Annotated in this window: 18 protein-coding genes; 12 read left to right on the top strand and 6 right to left on the bottom strand. The window is 69.2% G+C overall.

Going from position 1 to position 15154, the window contains the following annotated elements; all coding sequences use genetic code 11:
- Positions 1-2: 2 nt before the first annotated feature.
- Positions 3-749 (bottom strand): monofunctional biosynthetic peptidoglycan transglycosylase, encoded by a 747-nt coding sequence (gene mtgA, locus ACFLIT_RS07290; RefSeq protein ID WP_479910546.1) that lies wholly within the window; start codon positions 747-749, stop codon positions 3-5.
- A gap of 31 nt (positions 750-780) precedes the next feature.
- Positions 781-1788: a WD40 repeat domain-containing protein gene (locus ACFLIT_RS07285; protein WP_479910545.1), complete on the bottom strand. Its 1008-nt coding sequence runs from the start codon at positions 1786-1788 to the stop codon at positions 781-783.
- Positions 1789-1968: 180 nt separating this feature from the next.
- Between ACFLIT_RS07285 and ACFLIT_RS07280 the strand changes: the two genes are divergently transcribed.
- A complete protein-coding gene (locus ACFLIT_RS07280; RefSeq protein WP_479910544.1) occupies positions 1969-2421 on the top strand; it encodes a biopolymer transporter ExbD in 453 nt (150 codons plus the stop codon).
- Between the two features lie 233 nt (positions 2422-2654).
- On the opposite strand, the gene ACFLIT_RS07275 is transcribed toward ACFLIT_RS07280, so the two are convergent.
- Complete coding sequence (locus ACFLIT_RS07275; protein WP_479910543.1) at positions 2655-3749, bottom strand: CobW family GTP-binding protein; 1095 nt, start codon at positions 3747-3749, stop codon at positions 2655-2657.
- A gap of 98 nt (positions 3750-3847) precedes the next feature.
- The gene (locus tag ACFLIT_RS07270) at positions 3848-4468 is read right to left on the bottom strand and encodes a hypothetical protein (protein ID WP_479910542.1); all 621 of its coding nucleotides are present in this window, start codon (positions 4466-4468) and stop codon (positions 3848-3850) included.
- Positions 4469-4700: 232 nt separating this feature from the next.
- Between ACFLIT_RS07270 and rplU the strand changes: the two genes are divergently transcribed.
- The 9 genes from rplU (at position 4701) to rlmH (ending at position 11504) form a co-directional block, all read left to right on the top strand.
- Positions 4701-5300 carry a 50S ribosomal protein L21 gene (gene rplU / locus ACFLIT_RS07265; RefSeq protein ID WP_479910541.1) on the top strand — a complete coding sequence of 200 codons (600 nt, stop codon included), beginning with the start codon at positions 4701-4703 and terminating at the stop codon, positions 5298-5300.
- Between the two features lie 32 nt (positions 5301-5332).
- A complete protein-coding gene (gene rpmA, locus ACFLIT_RS07260) occupies positions 5333-5608 on the top strand; it encodes a 50S ribosomal protein L27 (protein ID WP_479910540.1) in 276 nt (91 codons plus the stop codon).
- A 199-nt stretch (positions 5609-5807) separates the two neighbouring features.
- Positions 5808-6341 (top strand): GNAT family N-acetyltransferase, encoded by a 534-nt coding sequence (locus tag ACFLIT_RS07255; protein WP_479910539.1) that lies wholly within the window; start codon positions 5808-5810, stop codon positions 6339-6341.
- Between the two features lie 95 nt (positions 6342-6436).
- Entirely contained in the window at positions 6437-7495 is a 1059-nt protein-coding gene (obgE, locus tag ACFLIT_RS07250) for a GTPase ObgE (protein ID WP_479910538.1), read from the top strand.
- Positions 7492-8652 carry a glutamate 5-kinase gene (gene proB, locus ACFLIT_RS07245; RefSeq protein WP_479910537.1) on the top strand — a complete coding sequence of 387 codons (1161 nt, stop codon included), beginning with the start codon at positions 7492-7494 and terminating at the stop codon, positions 8650-8652. Before obgE ends, proB begins: the two co-directional genes overlap by 4 nt.
- A gap of 10 nt (positions 8653-8662) precedes the next feature.
- Positions 8663-9937, top strand: a complete 1275-nt coding sequence (locus ACFLIT_RS07240; protein WP_479910536.1) for a glutamate-5-semialdehyde dehydrogenase — start codon at positions 8663-8665, stop codon at positions 9935-9937.
- Entirely contained in the window at positions 9903-10559 is a 657-nt protein-coding gene (locus ACFLIT_RS07235; protein ID WP_479910535.1) for a nicotinate-nucleotide adenylyltransferase, read from the top strand. Before ACFLIT_RS07240 ends, ACFLIT_RS07235 begins: the two co-directional genes overlap by 35 nt.
- A 69-nt stretch (positions 10560-10628) precedes the next feature.
- Positions 10629-11060, top strand: coding sequence for a ribosome silencing factor (gene rsfS / locus ACFLIT_RS07230; protein ID WP_479910756.1), 432 nt, complete (start codon positions 10629-10631; stop codon positions 11058-11060).
- Positions 11061-11504 carry a 23S rRNA (pseudouridine(1915)-N(3))-methyltransferase RlmH gene (gene rlmH, locus ACFLIT_RS07225; RefSeq protein WP_479910534.1) on the top strand — a complete coding sequence of 148 codons (444 nt, stop codon included), beginning with the start codon at positions 11061-11063 and terminating at the stop codon, positions 11502-11504.
- Between the two features lie 6 nt (positions 11505-11510).
- Here rlmH and ACFLIT_RS07220 read toward each other — a convergent pair whose 3' ends face one another.
- On the bottom strand, positions 11511-11705 hold the full coding sequence (locus ACFLIT_RS07220; protein ID WP_479910533.1) for a hypothetical protein: 195 nt from the start codon (positions 11703-11705) through the stop codon (positions 11511-11513).
- 315 nt (positions 11706-12020) lie between these two features.
- Here ACFLIT_RS07220 and ACFLIT_RS07215 point away from each other — a divergent pair, with 315 nt between their 5' ends.
- Both ACFLIT_RS07215 and ACFLIT_RS07210 read left to right on the top strand, forming a co-directional pair.
- Positions 12021-12629, top strand: coding sequence for a PadR family transcriptional regulator (locus ACFLIT_RS07215; protein WP_479910532.1), 609 nt, complete (start codon positions 12021-12023; stop codon positions 12627-12629).
- The gene (locus ACFLIT_RS07210) at positions 12629-12916 is read left to right on the top strand and encodes a DUF2218 domain-containing protein (RefSeq protein WP_479910531.1); all 288 of its coding nucleotides are present in this window, start codon (positions 12629-12631) and stop codon (positions 12914-12916) included. Before ACFLIT_RS07215 ends, ACFLIT_RS07210 begins: the two co-directional genes overlap by 1 nt.
- A 113-nt stretch (positions 12917-13029) precedes the next feature.
- On the opposite strand, the gene ACFLIT_RS07205 is transcribed toward ACFLIT_RS07210, so the two are convergent.
- Entirely contained in the window at positions 13030-15129 is a 2100-nt protein-coding gene (locus ACFLIT_RS07205) for a prolyl oligopeptidase family serine peptidase (RefSeq protein WP_479910530.1), read from the bottom strand.
- Between the last annotated feature and the right edge of the window lie 25 nt (positions 15130-15154).

The following is a 15154-nucleotide window of genomic DNA, read 5'->3' as shown; positions in this document are numbered from 1 at the left end:
TCTCAGAGCACGCAGTCCGCGAGACCGTCGCGGCGGACCGTGCCGCTGGCGGCGTTGATGCGGCTGGAGCGGCGGCGGACATAGGGGCCGCTGTCGGCCGCCTTCCATTTCAGAGGGCTCGGCAGGATGGCGGCCAGGCGCGAGGCCTGGGTTGCGCTGAGCTTTTCGGCCGAGACGCCGAACCACTTCCTGGAGGCGGCTTCGGCCCCATAGACGCCGGGGCCCCATTCGACGCTGTTGAGGTAGACCTCCATGATCCGGCGCTTACCCCAGATCACCTCGATCAGCGCCGTGAAATAGGCCTCCAGGCCTTTGCGCACGTAGGAGCGATCGGGCCACAGGAAGACGTTCTTGGCGGTCTGCTGGCTGATGGTCGAACCGCCGCGGATGCGGGTGGGCCGCTTCTCGTTGTTGGCCATGGCCTTCTGCATGGCGTCGAAGTCGAAGCCGTGGTGCTCGCAGAACTGGGAATCCTCGGCGGCGATGACCGCGCGGGTGAGGGCTGGCGAGATCTTGCGGATCGGCCGCCAGCGATGATCGAGGCCGCGCCCCTCGAACAGGCGCTGCACCATCAGGAAGGTCATCGGCGGCGGCAGGAAGCGGTAGACGATCACCCCGCCGATTGGCGCGACAATGGCCACGATCAGGCAGGCGAGCGCGGCCCGGCGCACATGGCCCCAGAAGCCGCCACGCTTTCCCGTGCGGGGCGCGCTGCGGCGGCTCGGCTTGGCTTTCGACTTGCCCGGCATGGGGTGAAGCTTAGACGGCGGGCGTTGGGCGTCAAAGCGTCGGGATGGTGAAGACGCCGGCGGCGCCGGCCTCGTCGCCGAAGGCCACGCGGGCGCCGTCGGCCGAGAGCGCCAGGGCGCTGATCGGCGCCGCGCCCTTGCCGCGCAGATTGGCCTGCTTCAGCCCGCCGAGCCTGGCGGCCCACACTCCGCCGTCGGAGAGACCGGCGGCGATCAGGCCTTCGGCGGCGAGGCTCGCCACCTGGGTGACTAGGCTGTCCTCGCGGTGGCCGATCTCGGCGGCTTCCTTGCCCATCGGGCCGTTGGCGCCCACGAACGGCCAGATCACCGCCCCGTGCGAGCCGGAGGTGACCAGGGCGGCGCCCTTCTGGGCGAAGGCTAGGCTGCGGGGCTTGGCGGGATAGCCGCCCATCCGCATGTCCTTGCCGTCGGCCATGCGCCAGCCGTGCAGCTGGTTTTCCTGCATGGCGCTGATCAGGAACCTGCCGTCCGGGCTCCAGGCGACGGCGGCGTGGCTGCCGGCCCACTTCATGATCTGCGGCTTCTGTTCGGCGATGCGCGCGAACCACAGCCAGGCCCCGCCATAGGTGGCGGCGGCGAGGCGGCGGCCCTTGGCGTCGAAGGCGAGGCCGGCGACGGATTTCTCGTGCTGGAACGCGCGGCTGAAGGCGGGATCGGCGACGTCCAGAACCCGGGCCTCGCGTCCGGCGGCGAAAGCGATCAGGCCGGAAGCCGCGCTGGCGGCGACCACGTCGATCCATCGGCCCGGGGCCTCGGCCAGGACTTGCGGCGCGGCGCCGGCGCGGGTCCAGACCAGGCGGCCGTCGTCGCCGCCGGTGACGACGCCGTCGCCGCTCGGATGGGCGGCGGCGGCCAGCACCGCGCCGTCGTGCGCGACCTTGGCCTCGAAGCCCTCTCCGGCCTCGATCATCACCCGCCCGTCGCCGAGGGCGAACAGCGCGCGGCCGGCGGAATCGAACAGGGCGGCGGTGACGAAGGCGTCGAAAACGGCGGCAGGGGCGTCGGAGAGGTCAGGCATGGGCGCGAAATAGCGTCGCGGCGCCGATTTCGCCAGCACGACGGCGGATTCGTTCGCTTGGTGCGGGAAGCGCGGAAATGACCTGCCTTAGGCTTTGACTTACGTCTCCGGACGCGGCATTGGTTCCGCCGAGCAATGACAAGCCCGCTCGTTTGGCGGGCGTTTGGGAGAAGGTGGTCGATGGCCGCGAAACTCGCCGGTAGTGGCGGATCCAAGTACTCGCTCGGGCAGAACTCCGAGATTAACGTCACGCCTTTCGTCGACATCCTCCTCGTGCTGCTGATCATCTTCATGGTCGCGGTTCCGATGGCGACCGTGTCGATCAAGCTCGACCTGCCGCCGGCGACCCCGCCGCCCCCGGATGCGAAGCCGGTGGAGCCGACCTTCATCTCGATCCAGAAGGACGGCGGCATCTATATCGCGGACACCCAGACCCAGCTTGATCGCCTGGCGGTCGACCTGGAAGCCCGCATGAAGCAGAACAACCCGGAAATGACCGGCCCGGCCACGGAAGAGCGCGTCATGATCCGCGCCGACGCGGACGTGACCTACAACGACTTCATGACCGTGGTGAACCAACTGCAGACCGACGGCTTCTACAAGGTCGGCCTGATCAACGAAGACATCTCCTAAGCGCTTCCGAGCGCTGCTGGAGAACGGGCAAGCCCCGGCGTCCGAGACGCCGGGGCTTTTCTGTTTCTGGGGTCGATCTCTGTTCTGGGTTCATCCCGACGAAAGTCGGGACCCAGGAGTTTTATCGAAATGCAAAAGGCCGCCGGGTTCGCCCCTGCGGCCTTTTTCATGTGCTCGTGGCTGTCAGAAAAAGCCTGGGTCCCGACTTTCGTCGGGATGAACCGCGTTGGGGTCTACGCCGCGCAGGCCTCGAAGCCTTGGCGCAGGGCCGCCTCGTCGAGGTTGCGGCCGATGAAGACCATGCGGCTGTAGCGCTTCTCGTCGTCGCGCCATTCGCGCTGCAGGTCGCCTTCCAGGATCATATGCACGGCCTGGAAGACCAGACGCTTGGACTCGCCGGCCACGTCGATGATGCCCTTGGCGCGCAGGATGTCCGGGCCCTGCTGCTGCAGCAGCGCGTCCAGCCACTGGGTGATCTTGCGGCCGTCGATCGGCCGGTCGAGGGTCAGGGCCACGCCCTTCACGTCATCGCCATGGTCATGGCCGCCCGCGCCGTGGTGATGGTGGTCGTCGTGAGCGTGGTCGTGATCGTGGTCATGGTGTTCGTGGCCGCAATGCTCGTCGTGCACGTGGCCTTCCTCGCCGTGGGCCGGGTTCAGGAAGGCCGGCTCCAGGCTGACTATGTGGTCGAGGTCGAAGCCGCCGCGGCCGAGCACGGTTTCGAGCGGCACGTTCGAGCGCTGGGCGCGGTGGATCGGCGCCAGCGGGTTGATCCGGCGGATGCGGGCCTCGACCTGGGCCAGCTCGGCCGGGGTCACGAGGTCGGTCTTGTTCAGCACGATCTGGTCGGCGAAAGCGATCTGCTCGACCGCCTCCTTGCTGTCCGTGAGGCGCAGCAGAATGTGCTTGGCGTCGACCACGGCGGTGACGCTGTCCAGCCGCGTGCGGTCGGCGACGTCCTGGTCGACGAAGAAGGTCTGGGCCACCGGACCGGGATCGGCCAGGCCCGTGGTCTCGACGATGATCGCGTCGAACGCGCCCTTGGAGCCCTGGCGCTTCATCAGGCCCGAGAGCACCCGGATCAGGTCGCCGCGCACCGTGCAGCAGACGCAGCCGTTGTTCATTTCGAAGACTTCCTCGTCGGCGCCGACGATGAGGTCGTTGTCGATGCCCACCTCGCCGAACTCGTTGACGATCACGGCGTAGCGCTTGCCGTGGTCCTCGCTGAGGATGCGGTTGAGCAGGGTGGTCTTGCCGGCGCCGAGGTAGCCGGTGAGCACGGTGACGGGCGTTTTCGCCGAGGCGGCGGGAGCGGTGTCGAGAGCCATGGCGGCTATTTAAGAGAGCGCTCGCAGAATCCTAGAGTTCACTTTTGTTTGGTGCGCGACGGGCGCCAAAACCGGCGGCCGCCTTTGGCGGTCGCGCTTTAGAGTTCAACTGCGATCATCGCCACGCCGAGGGCGCACATCACCCCGCCCAGGATGGCCGGCTCGCGCCGCGCCAGCCAGTCGAGCTTCAGCCGCGAGGCCCCGGCGAGGCTGAGAGCGGTGAACAGCGTCATGCCCGCCGTGGTGGCGATCAACAGCACGGCGGAGAGGAGGGCGAAGGCGCCCCAGCCTTCGCCGACGTTGGCGAGATAGAGCGGCAGGAAGGCCTCGCAGGGGCTGACCGCCAGCAGGAGAAACAGGCCGGCCACGGCCGCCGCGTCGGAGCGGTAGCGGCGCGGCTCGCCGCCGTGGGCGTGGCCCGTCAATTGCCAGAGGCCGAGCGCGACCAGCAGGCCGCCAGCGATCCAGTGCAGGCCGTGACCCAGCCAGGGCGCGACGACCATGCCGGCCGCGAGTACGCCCGCGCCCAGCAGCACAGTGCAGGCCACGTGGCCCAGACCCGCGAAAGCCGCGACCGCCAGGGTGCGGGCCCGGCTCCACCCGCGGGCGCGCGACACCAGAACGAAAGGCAGCCAGTGCGTCGGCAGGGCCGCGTGCAGGAAGGCGACCACGAAGCCGGCGGCGGCGAGGGACAGGAGCGCGGGAGGAGCGGCGAGCATGAAGCGCATGTAGAGTGTTATGCTATAACAAGCTAGCCCGGCGCCGACGGATTCTGGGGATGACGCGCGCGCGCGGCGGCAAGCCTCGGTTTCGACTCGGGTTTCAGTGCGGTTTTGGCCCCGCCCCGCGTTGACTTGGAGAGTTTGGGCTGTATAAGACCGGCCCTCGCCCGCGGGTCCGGCTCGCGGGCGCACTCATTTTTGCGATTTCAGAATTCAAGGCGCGACCACGATGTACGCGGTGATCAAGACCGGCGGCAAGCAGTACCGGGTTCAACCGGGCGACCTGCTTGTGGTCGAAAAGCTGGATGGCGAACCCGGCGCGGAAGTCGCCTTCGGCGAGGTTCTTCTCCTGGGCGACGGCGCGGACGTGACCGTCGGCGCCCCGACCGTGGCCGGCGCCTCCGTGGCCGCCACCCTGGTCGAAACCCGCAAGGGTGAGAAGGTTAAGATCTTCAAGAAGATCCGCCGCCAGGGCTATCGCCGCACCAAGGGTCACCGCCAGCTCGAGAGCGTGCTGCGCGTCACCGGCCTGACCGTCGGCGGCAAGGAAACCAAGTGGGACGGTACGGTTGACCTGACCACCAAGGCCGAGCTGGACCTGCGCGCCCGCAACCTCGCCAAGCTGGTGAAGGCGGACGCCGCCGCGACCCCGGCCGGCGTGGAAGCCACCCCGGTGGTGACCAAGGCCAAGAAGTCGAGCCCGAAGGTCGAGGCCGCCGTCGTCGAACACGCCGACGCCGCCCCGGTCGAAGCCGCCCCGGCCAAAAAGGCTGCGCCGAAGAAGGCCGCCGCCCCGAAGGCCAAGAAGGACACCGGCGGCGAAGCCTAAGGGCCCGCCGTCAGTAGAGTTAGGAGAGCACAATGGCTCACAAGAAATCCGGCGGTTCCTCGCGTAACGGTCGTGACTCGGCCGGCCAGCGCCTGGGCGTGAAGAAGTTCGGCGGCGAAGCTGTGCTCGCCGGCAACATCCTCGTGCGTCAACGCGGCACCAAGTTCTGGCCGGGCGTGAACGTCGGCATGGGCAAGGATCACACCCTCTTCGCGCTGGAAACCGGCGCGGTGAAGTTCGTGACCAAGAAGCTCAACCGCACCTACGTGACCGTGGTCCCGGCCGACGCGCCGATGGCCGCCGAGTAGGCGATCCAGAGAATGCTCTCCGGATCGTCCCGTTAAGGCGATCCGGACAGACCATCCCAAGCGGGGAGTCCGGAACGCCGGGCTCCCCGTTTTTCGTTGTCGAGCCCCTGTTACAAAACCGGCCCACGAGGGCCACGATCGCGGCGCATCCCTTCCCCGCTTGGGAGGGCCCGGTCGAAAAAACAGAGGGAGGCGGACCATGTGCTCGATCGAGGCGCGGCCCACCATCGAAACCCGTCGGCTGAAGCTGCGGCCCCTGGCCAAGGGCGATATCGGCCGCATTGCCAGCTACGCCAGCGACTACGAGGTCGCCCGCATGACCACGCGCCTGCCGCATCCCTATGCGATGGGCGACGCCGAAGCCTTCGTGCAGCGCGCGGAACATCAGAACCTTGAGACCGAGGCCACCTTCGCCGTCGACCTCCAGGGCGAAGGCCTGATCGGGGTGACCGGCTTCTTCACGGCGCCGGGCCAGCCGCTCGAGCTCGGCTACTGGATCGGCAAGCCGTGGTGGAACCAGGGCTACGCCACCGAGGCGGCGCTCGGCGCGCTTAGCTGGGCGGGCCACGATTGGGGCAAGCGCATGGTCATGGCCGGCCACTTCTCCGACAACCCCTCGTCGGGGGCGGTGCTGTGCAAGGCCGGCTTCCTCTACACCGGCGACGTCGCCCTGCGCCCAAGCGTGGCGCGCGGCGAGCCGGCGGCTACCCGCATGATGGTCTGGCTGGCCTAGACAAGCCACAATGGGCGGGATCCGCGCGATCCCGCCCGCCCTTTCCTGATATTTTTGTGTCGGCCCGAACGAAGCTGGGCCAAAAGAAGCCCGCCATGAAGTTTCTCGACCAATGCAAGATCTACGTCCGCTCCGGCGACGGCGGCGGCGGGTCCGTCTCGTTCCGGCGGGAGAAGTATATCGAGTACGGCGGTCCGGACGGCGGCGACGGCGGCAAGGGCGGCGACGTGTGGATCGAGGCGGTCGAGGGGCTGAACACCCTGATCGACTACCGCTACCAGCAGCACTTCAAGGCCGGCACCGGCGTGCACGGCATGGGCCGCAACCGCCACGGCGCGGCCGGCGACGACGTGGTGCTGAAGGTGCCGGTCGGCACCCAGATTCTCGACGAAGAGCGCGAGGAGCTGCTCTACGACCTCGACGAGCCGGGGATGCGCGTGCTGCTGGCCCAGGGCGGCAACGGCGGCTGGGGCAACGACCGCTTCAAGGGGCCGATCAATCAGGCGCCTAAGCACGCCAATCCCGGCCAGCCCGGCGAGGAGCGCTGGATCTGGCTGCGGCTGAAACTGATCGCCGACGCCGGCCTGGTCGGCCTGCCCAACGCCGGCAAGTCGACCTTCCTGGCCGCCGCCTCGGCCGCCAAGCCGAAGATCGCCGACTATCCGTTTACGACCCTGACCCCCAATCTCGGGGTCGTCGACCTGTCGCAGGGCGAGCGTTTCGTCCTGGCCGACATCCCCGGCCTGATCGAGGGCGCCTCAGAAGGGGCGGGCCTGGGCACCCGCTTCCTCGGTCACGTGGAGCGCACCGCCGTGCTGATCCACCTGGTCGATGCGACCCAGGAGGATGTGGCCGGCGCCTACGCCACCATCCGAGGCGAGCTGGAGGCCTATGACGAGGGCCTGGCCGACAAGCCCGAGCTGCTGGCGCTGAACAAGATCGACGCGCTCGACGACGAGACCCGCGCCGAGAAGGCGGCGGAGCTGGAGGCCGCCTCGGGCGTGAAGCCCTATCTGATCTCCGGCGTCTCCGGCGAGGGCGTGCGCGACGTGCTGCGCCGCGCGGCCAGGCTGGTGCGGGAGGCCCGCGGCCTGGCGCCCGTCGAGGACGACGACGAGGATGAAGCGCCCACCCCCGGCGGATGGCGGCCATGAGCATCGTCGCGGGCGGCCCCGGAGGCCGCGAACTCGCCGCCGCCCGGCGCATCGTCGTCAAGGTGGGGTCCGCCCTGGTGGTGGACCCTCATACGGGTGCGCCCAACCGCGCCTGGCTCGCCGACTTCGCCGCCGACGTGGCGCGCCTGCGCGCGCGGGGCCAGTCGGTGCTGGTCGTGTCCTCCGGGGCTGGGGCGCTTGGCCGTAAGCGACTGGGCCTCGCCCGCCGCCCGAGCACCCTGCCGGAAAAGCAGGCGGCGGCCGCCGCCGGCCAGTCCCTGCTGATGCGCGTCTGGGAGGAGGCGTTCGAGCCGCACGGCGTGGTCTGCGCCCAGATTCTGCTGACCCGCGACGACACCGAGGTGCGCCGTCGCTGGCTGAACGGCCGCGCCACGCTCGAAACCCTGCTCGGGCTCAATGTCGTGCCGGTGATCAACGAGAACGACACGGTGGTCACCGAGGAAATCCGCTACGGCGACAACGACCGGCTGGCCGCCCGCGTGGCCCAGATGATCGGCGCCGAGGCCCTGGTGCTGCTCAGTGACATCGACGGCCTCTACACCGCCGACCCGCGACGCGACCCCGCGGCCCGCCACCTGCCGCGCGTGGGACGCATCACCGAGGAGATCGAGGCCATGGCCGGTGGCGCGAACGCCGGCGCGGGGGTCGGCACTGGCGGCATGGCCACCAAGCTGATCGCCGCCCGCATGGCGGGCGCCGCCGGCTGCGCCACCATCATCACCCTCGGCGCCCGGCCATCGCCGCTTTGGGAAGTGGAGGACGGCGCCCGCGCCACCGTGTTCGAACCCTCGACCTCGGCCACGGCCGCCTACAAGGCCTGGATCGCCGGCGCGCTGCATCCCCAAGGCGCGGTGCGTGTCGACAGCGGCGCGGCGATAGCGCTCGCCCAGGGCAAGAGCCTGCTCGCCGCGGGGATGACGGGCGTCGAAGGGCGTTTCGAAAAGGGCGACGCGGTGGTCATCCGCGACCTGGCCGGCCGCGAGATCGCCCGTGGGCTGGTGCGCTACGACGCCGATGACGCCCAGAAGATCGTCGGCCTGAAGTCCGCCTCCATCGAGCCGGTGCTCGGCTACACCGAGGGTCCAGTCGTTCACGCCGACGATCTGGCCTTCACGGACCGGCCGGTTCCGGTCTAGAGCGAAGACAATGGATGACGCTGATATGACGCTGGAAGCCCGCATGGGGCAGTTGGGCCGCGCGGCGCGCGTCGGCGCCGCGGCCCTGCGCACGGCGACGGCGGAGCAACGCACCGCCGCGATCCGCGCCATGGCTCGCGCCATTCCGCGCCACGCCGAGGCGATCCTGGCCGCCAACGCCCGCGACATGGAGGAGGCCGCCGCCAAGGGGATCAGCGGCCCGATGCTGGAGCGCGGCCTGCTCAACCCCGAGCGTGTCGCCGCCCTGGCCAAGGCCATCGACGAGGTGGCCGAGATTCCCGACCCCGTCGGCGGCGAAATCGCCCGCTGGACCCGGCCCAACGGCCTGGACATCGCCCGGGTGCGCACGCCCATCGGCGTGGTGGCCATCATCTACGAGAGCCGTCCGAACGTGACGGCCGACGCCGCCGCGCTCTGCGTGCGCTCCGGCAACGCCGCCATCCTGCGCGGCGGCTCGGAGTGCATCCGCTCGAACCTGGCCATCTACGCCGCCATCGCCGAGGGCCTGGCCGAGGCCGGGCTGCCGGCCACCTGCGTGCAGGTGGTCGGAACCACCGACCGGGCGGCGGTGGGCATGATCCTGGCGGGGCTGGACCGCAACGTCGACCTGATCATCCCGCGCGGCGGCAAGAGCCTGGTCGCCCGGGTGCAGGCGGAGGCGCGCGCGCCGGTGCTGGGCCATCTCGAAGGGCTGAACCACGTGTTCGTCCACGCCGCCGCCGACCCGGTCAAGGCGCGCGACATCGTCATCAACGCCAAGCTGCGCCGCGTCTCCGTCTGCGGGGCCGCTGAGACCCTGCTGGTCGACAAGGCGGCGGCCAAGACCTTGCTGCCCCTGCTGGCCGAGGGCCTGGCGAACGGCGGCTGCGAACTGCGCGGCGACGCCGCCGCCCGCGCCATCGCTCCGGGCATGGCCGAGGCGGTCGAGGACGACTGGACGACCGAATACCTGGAGCCGATCATCTCGGTGGCCGTGGTCGACGGGGTGGAGGGCGCCGCCGCCCACATCGCCCGCTACGGCTCGGGCCACACCGACGCCATCGTCACCGAGGACGCTGAGGCCGCCGAGCGCTTCGTCGCCCTGGTCGACAGCGCCATCGTGCTGGTCAACGCCTCGACCCAGTTCGCCGACGGCGGCGAATTCGGTTTCGGCGCCGAGATCGGCATCGCCACCGACAAGCTTCATGCCCGCGGCCCGGTGGGGGCCGAACAACTGACGACCTTCAAGTATGTGGTTCGCGGGACCGGCCAGACTCGTCCCTGAGGCGGGCCGGCCCGGCGCCCTGCGCACAGGCTTCGCCCTGGCGCCGGGGATGCGCGTGGGCCTTTACGGCGGCTCGTTCAATCCGGTCCACGAAGGTCACCTGCATGTCGCCGAGACGGCCCTGACCCGCCTGGGTCTCGACCGGGTGATCTGGCTGGTCTCGCCGCAGAATCCCTTAAAGCCGTCGCACGAGACCGCCGGCCTGGCCGACCGCCTCGCCGCCGTGCGGACCCGCGCCGGGGGGCCGTGCATGGTGGTCTCCGACGTCGAGAGCCGGGTCGGCAGCCGCTACACCATCGACACCCTGCGCATCCTCAAGGCCCGCTATCCGGGGGTGCATTTCGTCTGGATCATGGGGGCCGACAGCCTGGCGACCTTCCACCGCTGGCGCGGCTGGACCCAGATCATGCGGACCATGCCCGTCGCCGTGGTCTCGCGCCCCTGGGCGGCGCTGAAGTCGCGAACCTCGCCGGCCGCCCGCCGTTTCGCCCATGCCCGCATCCCCGCGGACGCCGCCGGGGGGCTCGCCACGCACCGGCCACCGGCCTGGGTCTACCTCACCGGACCCCTGAACTTCGCTTCTTCGACGGCGCTGCGCGAGCGGTCGCGCAAGGGCGGCTGATTCGACCCCTGACGGGGCGGGGTTTTCGTGCTATGCCTGCTCTTCGCGTAAACGCACTGGAGCAATCCGCTGAGTAACGACCCCGCGCCCCTGGCGCATGAAGCGAGCGCCGACAAGGCCGCTTCCGAGGTTCCCAGTAAGAGCCGGACCCTGCCGGCCGAACGCCTGGAACCTCTGATCCTCGCCCGTCTCGACGACGACAAGGCGCAGGACGTTGTGCACATCGACCTGAAGGACAAGAGCTCGGTCGCCGACAGCCTCATCGTGGCGTCGGGCCGCTCGCACCGTCACGTCGGCGCCATGGCCGACCACCTGCTGCGCGCCTTGAAGGACGCCGGCGTCGGCAAGGCTCGCGTCGAGGGCCTGCCGCATTGCGACTGGGTGCTGATCGACGCCGGCGACGTGATCATTCACCTGTTCCGCCCCGAAGTGCGGGCCTTCTACAACATCGAGAAAATCTGGTCGGTCGAGCCGCCGCCGCGCGCGGCCTTCGCCAACTAGGTGAAGATCACCCTTCTGGTGGACGGCAAGCTCTCGGGCGCGCCCGAGGGCAAGCTGGCGCTCGACTACGCCCAGCGGGCGACGGCGTCCGGCCGGTCCCTGGGGCTCGGCCCGGTCGAGATCGTCGAAATCGATCAGGCCAGGGGTAAGCTGGAGCCGCACCTCGAGGGCGCCCGCATCATCGCCTGCGACGAGCGCGGCAAGGCCTGGGCCAGCCGCGCTTTCGCCGAGCATATCGGAAAGTTGCGGGACGGCGGCGAGCGCAAGCTGGTGTTCCTGATCGGTCCGGCCGACGGCCATGACCCGGCGATCCGCGCCCGGGCGCACGAGATGCTGGCCTTCGGGCCGCAGACCTGGCCGCACGCCCTGGCCCGCGCCATGCTGGCCGAGCAGGTCTACCGCGCCGTCACCATCCTGGGCGGCGGCCCGTATCACCGGGATTGAAGCGCCCTACTGAGCGCGGTGAAGCTGTCCGAAGCGGTCCTGCACATGCAGGGTCACCGGCAGTTCGACGATCTGTTCCGCCAGGCGCTGAGCCACGAGCTTGGCTTCGTCCACGGTGGCGAACGAGCCGAATCTCAGACCGTCTCCGATGATCGTCCACCGCCCCGCGATGGCGACCACTCCATAGTTCAGATCGAGCATGGGGCGCTCTCCCTAATGACGGGAGGTTGCGCCTCGATCACTCGCCTTGCAAGCGAAGCTGAGGGCGATCTGGTTAACGCGCGGCCGTTCGTCGATATCGCTCAGGGCGGTGGCGGCGGCGTCGCCAGCCTTGTCCCGGCGCAGGCTGGCGCGTTCCGCATACAGCCTTCCAGACGCAACCGACGATAGATCGTCGGGGGTCGGTCGCCAAAGGGTCCGCACCGCGTTCGATATTTTTCGATATATCGGACTTGACGTCCGGGCGGGGCAAGTTAGATATATCGGCAAGTTCGTTATATCGGAGTTACATCGAACATGTTTGGACGACATCACCATCACTTCCACGGCCGCCATGCCTTCGGGCGCGGCCCGTTCGGCTTTCACGGCCATGATCGCGAGGGCTTCGGCCGGGGGGAGGGCCGGGAAGGCTTCCGCGGTCGCGGCCGCGGCGGTCGCCATGAACGTATTGGGGGCCGCTTCTTCGAGCAGGGCGACCTGCGCTTCGTGGTGCTCAAGCTTATCGCCGACAAGCCGGCCCACGGCTATGAGCTGATCAAGGCGGTGGAAGAAGCCGCCGGCGGCGCCTATGCGCCCAGCCCGGGTGTGATCTACCCGACCCTGACCCTGCTGGAAGATCTCGGCTATGTCTCGGCGAGCGAAGGCGGCGGGCGCAAGCTCTACACCATCACCCCCGAAGGCGAGGCCTATCTGGCCGACAACCAGCCGATGGTCAGCGGCCTGTTCGAACGCATGGCCCAGGTCGCCGCCGCCAGCGCCGCCTTCTCGCCGCAGATCCTGCGGGCCCGCGAGAACCTGAAGACCGCCCTGCGGTTGAAGCTCACCGCCGGCGCCCTGACGCCCGAACAGGTGAAGGCCATCGCCGAGGCGCTGGACGCCGCCGCCCAGGCCGTGGAGCAGGTCTAATGGCTGAACCGATCACCGTGCGCGTGCCGACCGACAAGTCGGCCCGCTACATGACCCAGCTGGCCAAGCACTGGAGCCACAAGTTCGAGGTGCAGCTGACGGAGACGACCGCGACGGTTCCGCTGCCATTCGGCCTGCTGACCATGCAGGCCGAGCCGGACGCCATCGTCGGCCGGTTCGAACCGACCCCGGAGGCCGACATCAAGCGGCTGAAGGAGGTGTTCGAAAACCACCTCAACCGCTTTGCGTTTCGCGAGGGCGAGCTGGTCTACGAATGGAGCGCATAGGGCGTTCGTCATCCTGAGCGGCCCGCAGAAGCGGGCAAGTCGAAGGACGCACCGCATTCCGCCTTGCGTGCTTCGACTGGCGCTACGCGCCGCTCAGCATGACGAAGTGTGCCTCAGTCCATAAGCTTGCGGCTGAGGTAGACGTATTCGAGGGCGTATCGCATGGCGGTCTCGTTCAGGTTGGCCGCCCCGGCGTGACCGCCGTCGATGTTCTCGTAGTAGAAGAACGGATAGCCCAGCGCCTTCAGCCGCGCCCCGGCCTTGCGGGCGTGGGACGGGTGGACCCGATCGTCCTTGGTCGAGGTCTCGATGAACGCCTCGGGGTATTTCTGGCCCGCCTTGAGGTTCTGCAGCGGCGAGTAGCGCTCGATCACCGCCCGCTCGGCGGGCACGGCCGGGTCGCCGTACTCGCCGACCCAGGAGGCGCCGGCCCCGATCTGGGTGTAACGCAGCATGTCGAACAGCGGCACCTGCACGACGATGGCGTTGTAGAGGTCCGGCCGCTGGGTCAGGGCCACGCCCATCAACAGGCCGCCGTTGGAGCCGCCCATGATCCCGAGGCGGCGGGGCGAGGTGATCTTGCGGGCGATCAGGTCCTCGGAGACGGCGAAGAAGTCGTCGTAGGCCTTCTGGCGGTCGGCCTTCAGCGCCGCCTCGTGCCAGGTCGGGCCGAACTCGCCGCCGCCGCGGATGTTGGCGACCACATAGGTTCCGCCGCGCTCCAGCCACAGCTTGCCCATCGAACCCGAATAGGCCGGGGTCATCGAGATCTGGAAGCCGCCATAGGCGTAGAGCAGGGTCGGGGCCGAGCCGTCGTAGGTCACGCCCTTCGGCCGGACGACGAAATAAGGAACCTTGGTCCCGTCCTTTGACGTCGCCTCGAATTGTTCGACCACATGGGTGGAGGCGTCGAAACGCGGCGGCAGGGCCTTGATCGCCTCGACCTTCATGTCGGCGCCGTCGACCAGCCACAGGGTGGTGGGGGCGAGATAGCCGGTGACGCTGACTAGCAGCCGGTCGTCGTCGTCGGAGGCGGAGACCAGGTCGACGCTGCTGTCGGCCGGCAGGGCCGCCGCCTGGAAGCTCCAGCCGCCGGGGCCGTGGCTATAGACGCGCAGGGCGCCGCGAACGTTGTCGTAGAGCGAGACGGCAAGCTTGCCGTGGCTGATCGCCGTGTTTTCCACCGACTGCCGCGCGGTCGGCCGCACGATCAGCGTTGGCTTGGCCGAGGCGGGCGCGGCCTTGAGGGCGGCGAGGTCGTAAGACGCCAAATCGCCCGACTTAAGGCTCTGCTCCGGCCAGTCCTGCTCCAGGCTGAACACCATCTGGCCGTCGACCAGACCCCGGATGCTGGACCGCAGCGGCAGGGGCAGCTTCACCGGGGCGGCGGCGCCCAGGAGATAGAACTCGGACTCGAAAAAGCTGACGGCCCGCAGGATCATCGACGCCTGGGCGACACCGCGATTGTCGCGCAGCACCATCGGCTGGACTGAGACGTCCTCCGGCTTGCCGCGAAACACCTCGACGGCCTGGTCGAGCGGCTGGCCGCGCGTCCAGCGCTTGACGATCATCGAATAGCCGGAGGCGGTGAGGGTGTTCGGACCCCAGTCGCGGCCGATCAGCAGCGCGTCCGCGTCCTCCCACTCGATGTTCTGCTTGCTGGCCGGGGAGATGAAGCCGTCCTTCACGAAGCCGCCGGCCGCGATGTCGAACTCGCGCACCGTCACCGCGTCCTTGCCGCCGTCGGACAGGTAGACGAGGCAGCGCTTGCCGTCCGGTCGCAGGCAGTCGGTCCCCTTCCACACCCAGTTGGCGTTCTCGGCCTTGGCCAGGGCGTCGAGGTCGATCAGCGTGCGCCAGCGCGGGGCGGCGGTGCGATAGCTGGCCAGGGTGGTGGTCCGCCACAGGCCGCGCACATGCTCGGCGTCCTGCCAGAAGCCCCGCAGGCTGCCGTCGGCCGCGAAGCCGGCGGGCGGGATGCGGTCCTTGGCGGTGAGAATGTCGAGCGCCTTCTGGCGGAAATCGACGTAGCGGGCGTCGCCCCGCAGCACGGCCAGCGAGCGGGCGTTCTCCGCCCGGGCCCAGTCCAGCGCCTGCTGGCCCTCGATCTCCTCCGTCCAGCCGAGACCGTCGGAATCGAGCGCGGGAACTTGGGACATGGCGACCGTGGAACTGAGGGCGAAAGCGGCGAGGGCGACGAGCATCAGACGCATGCCGACAGCCTAGCTGGGCGGCCTA

The organism is Caulobacter sp. HJHS_5, from assembly GCF_056683955.1.
Note: the sequence above shows the minus strand (reverse complement) of the source record. Positions and strands in the feature narration are given on the sequence as shown.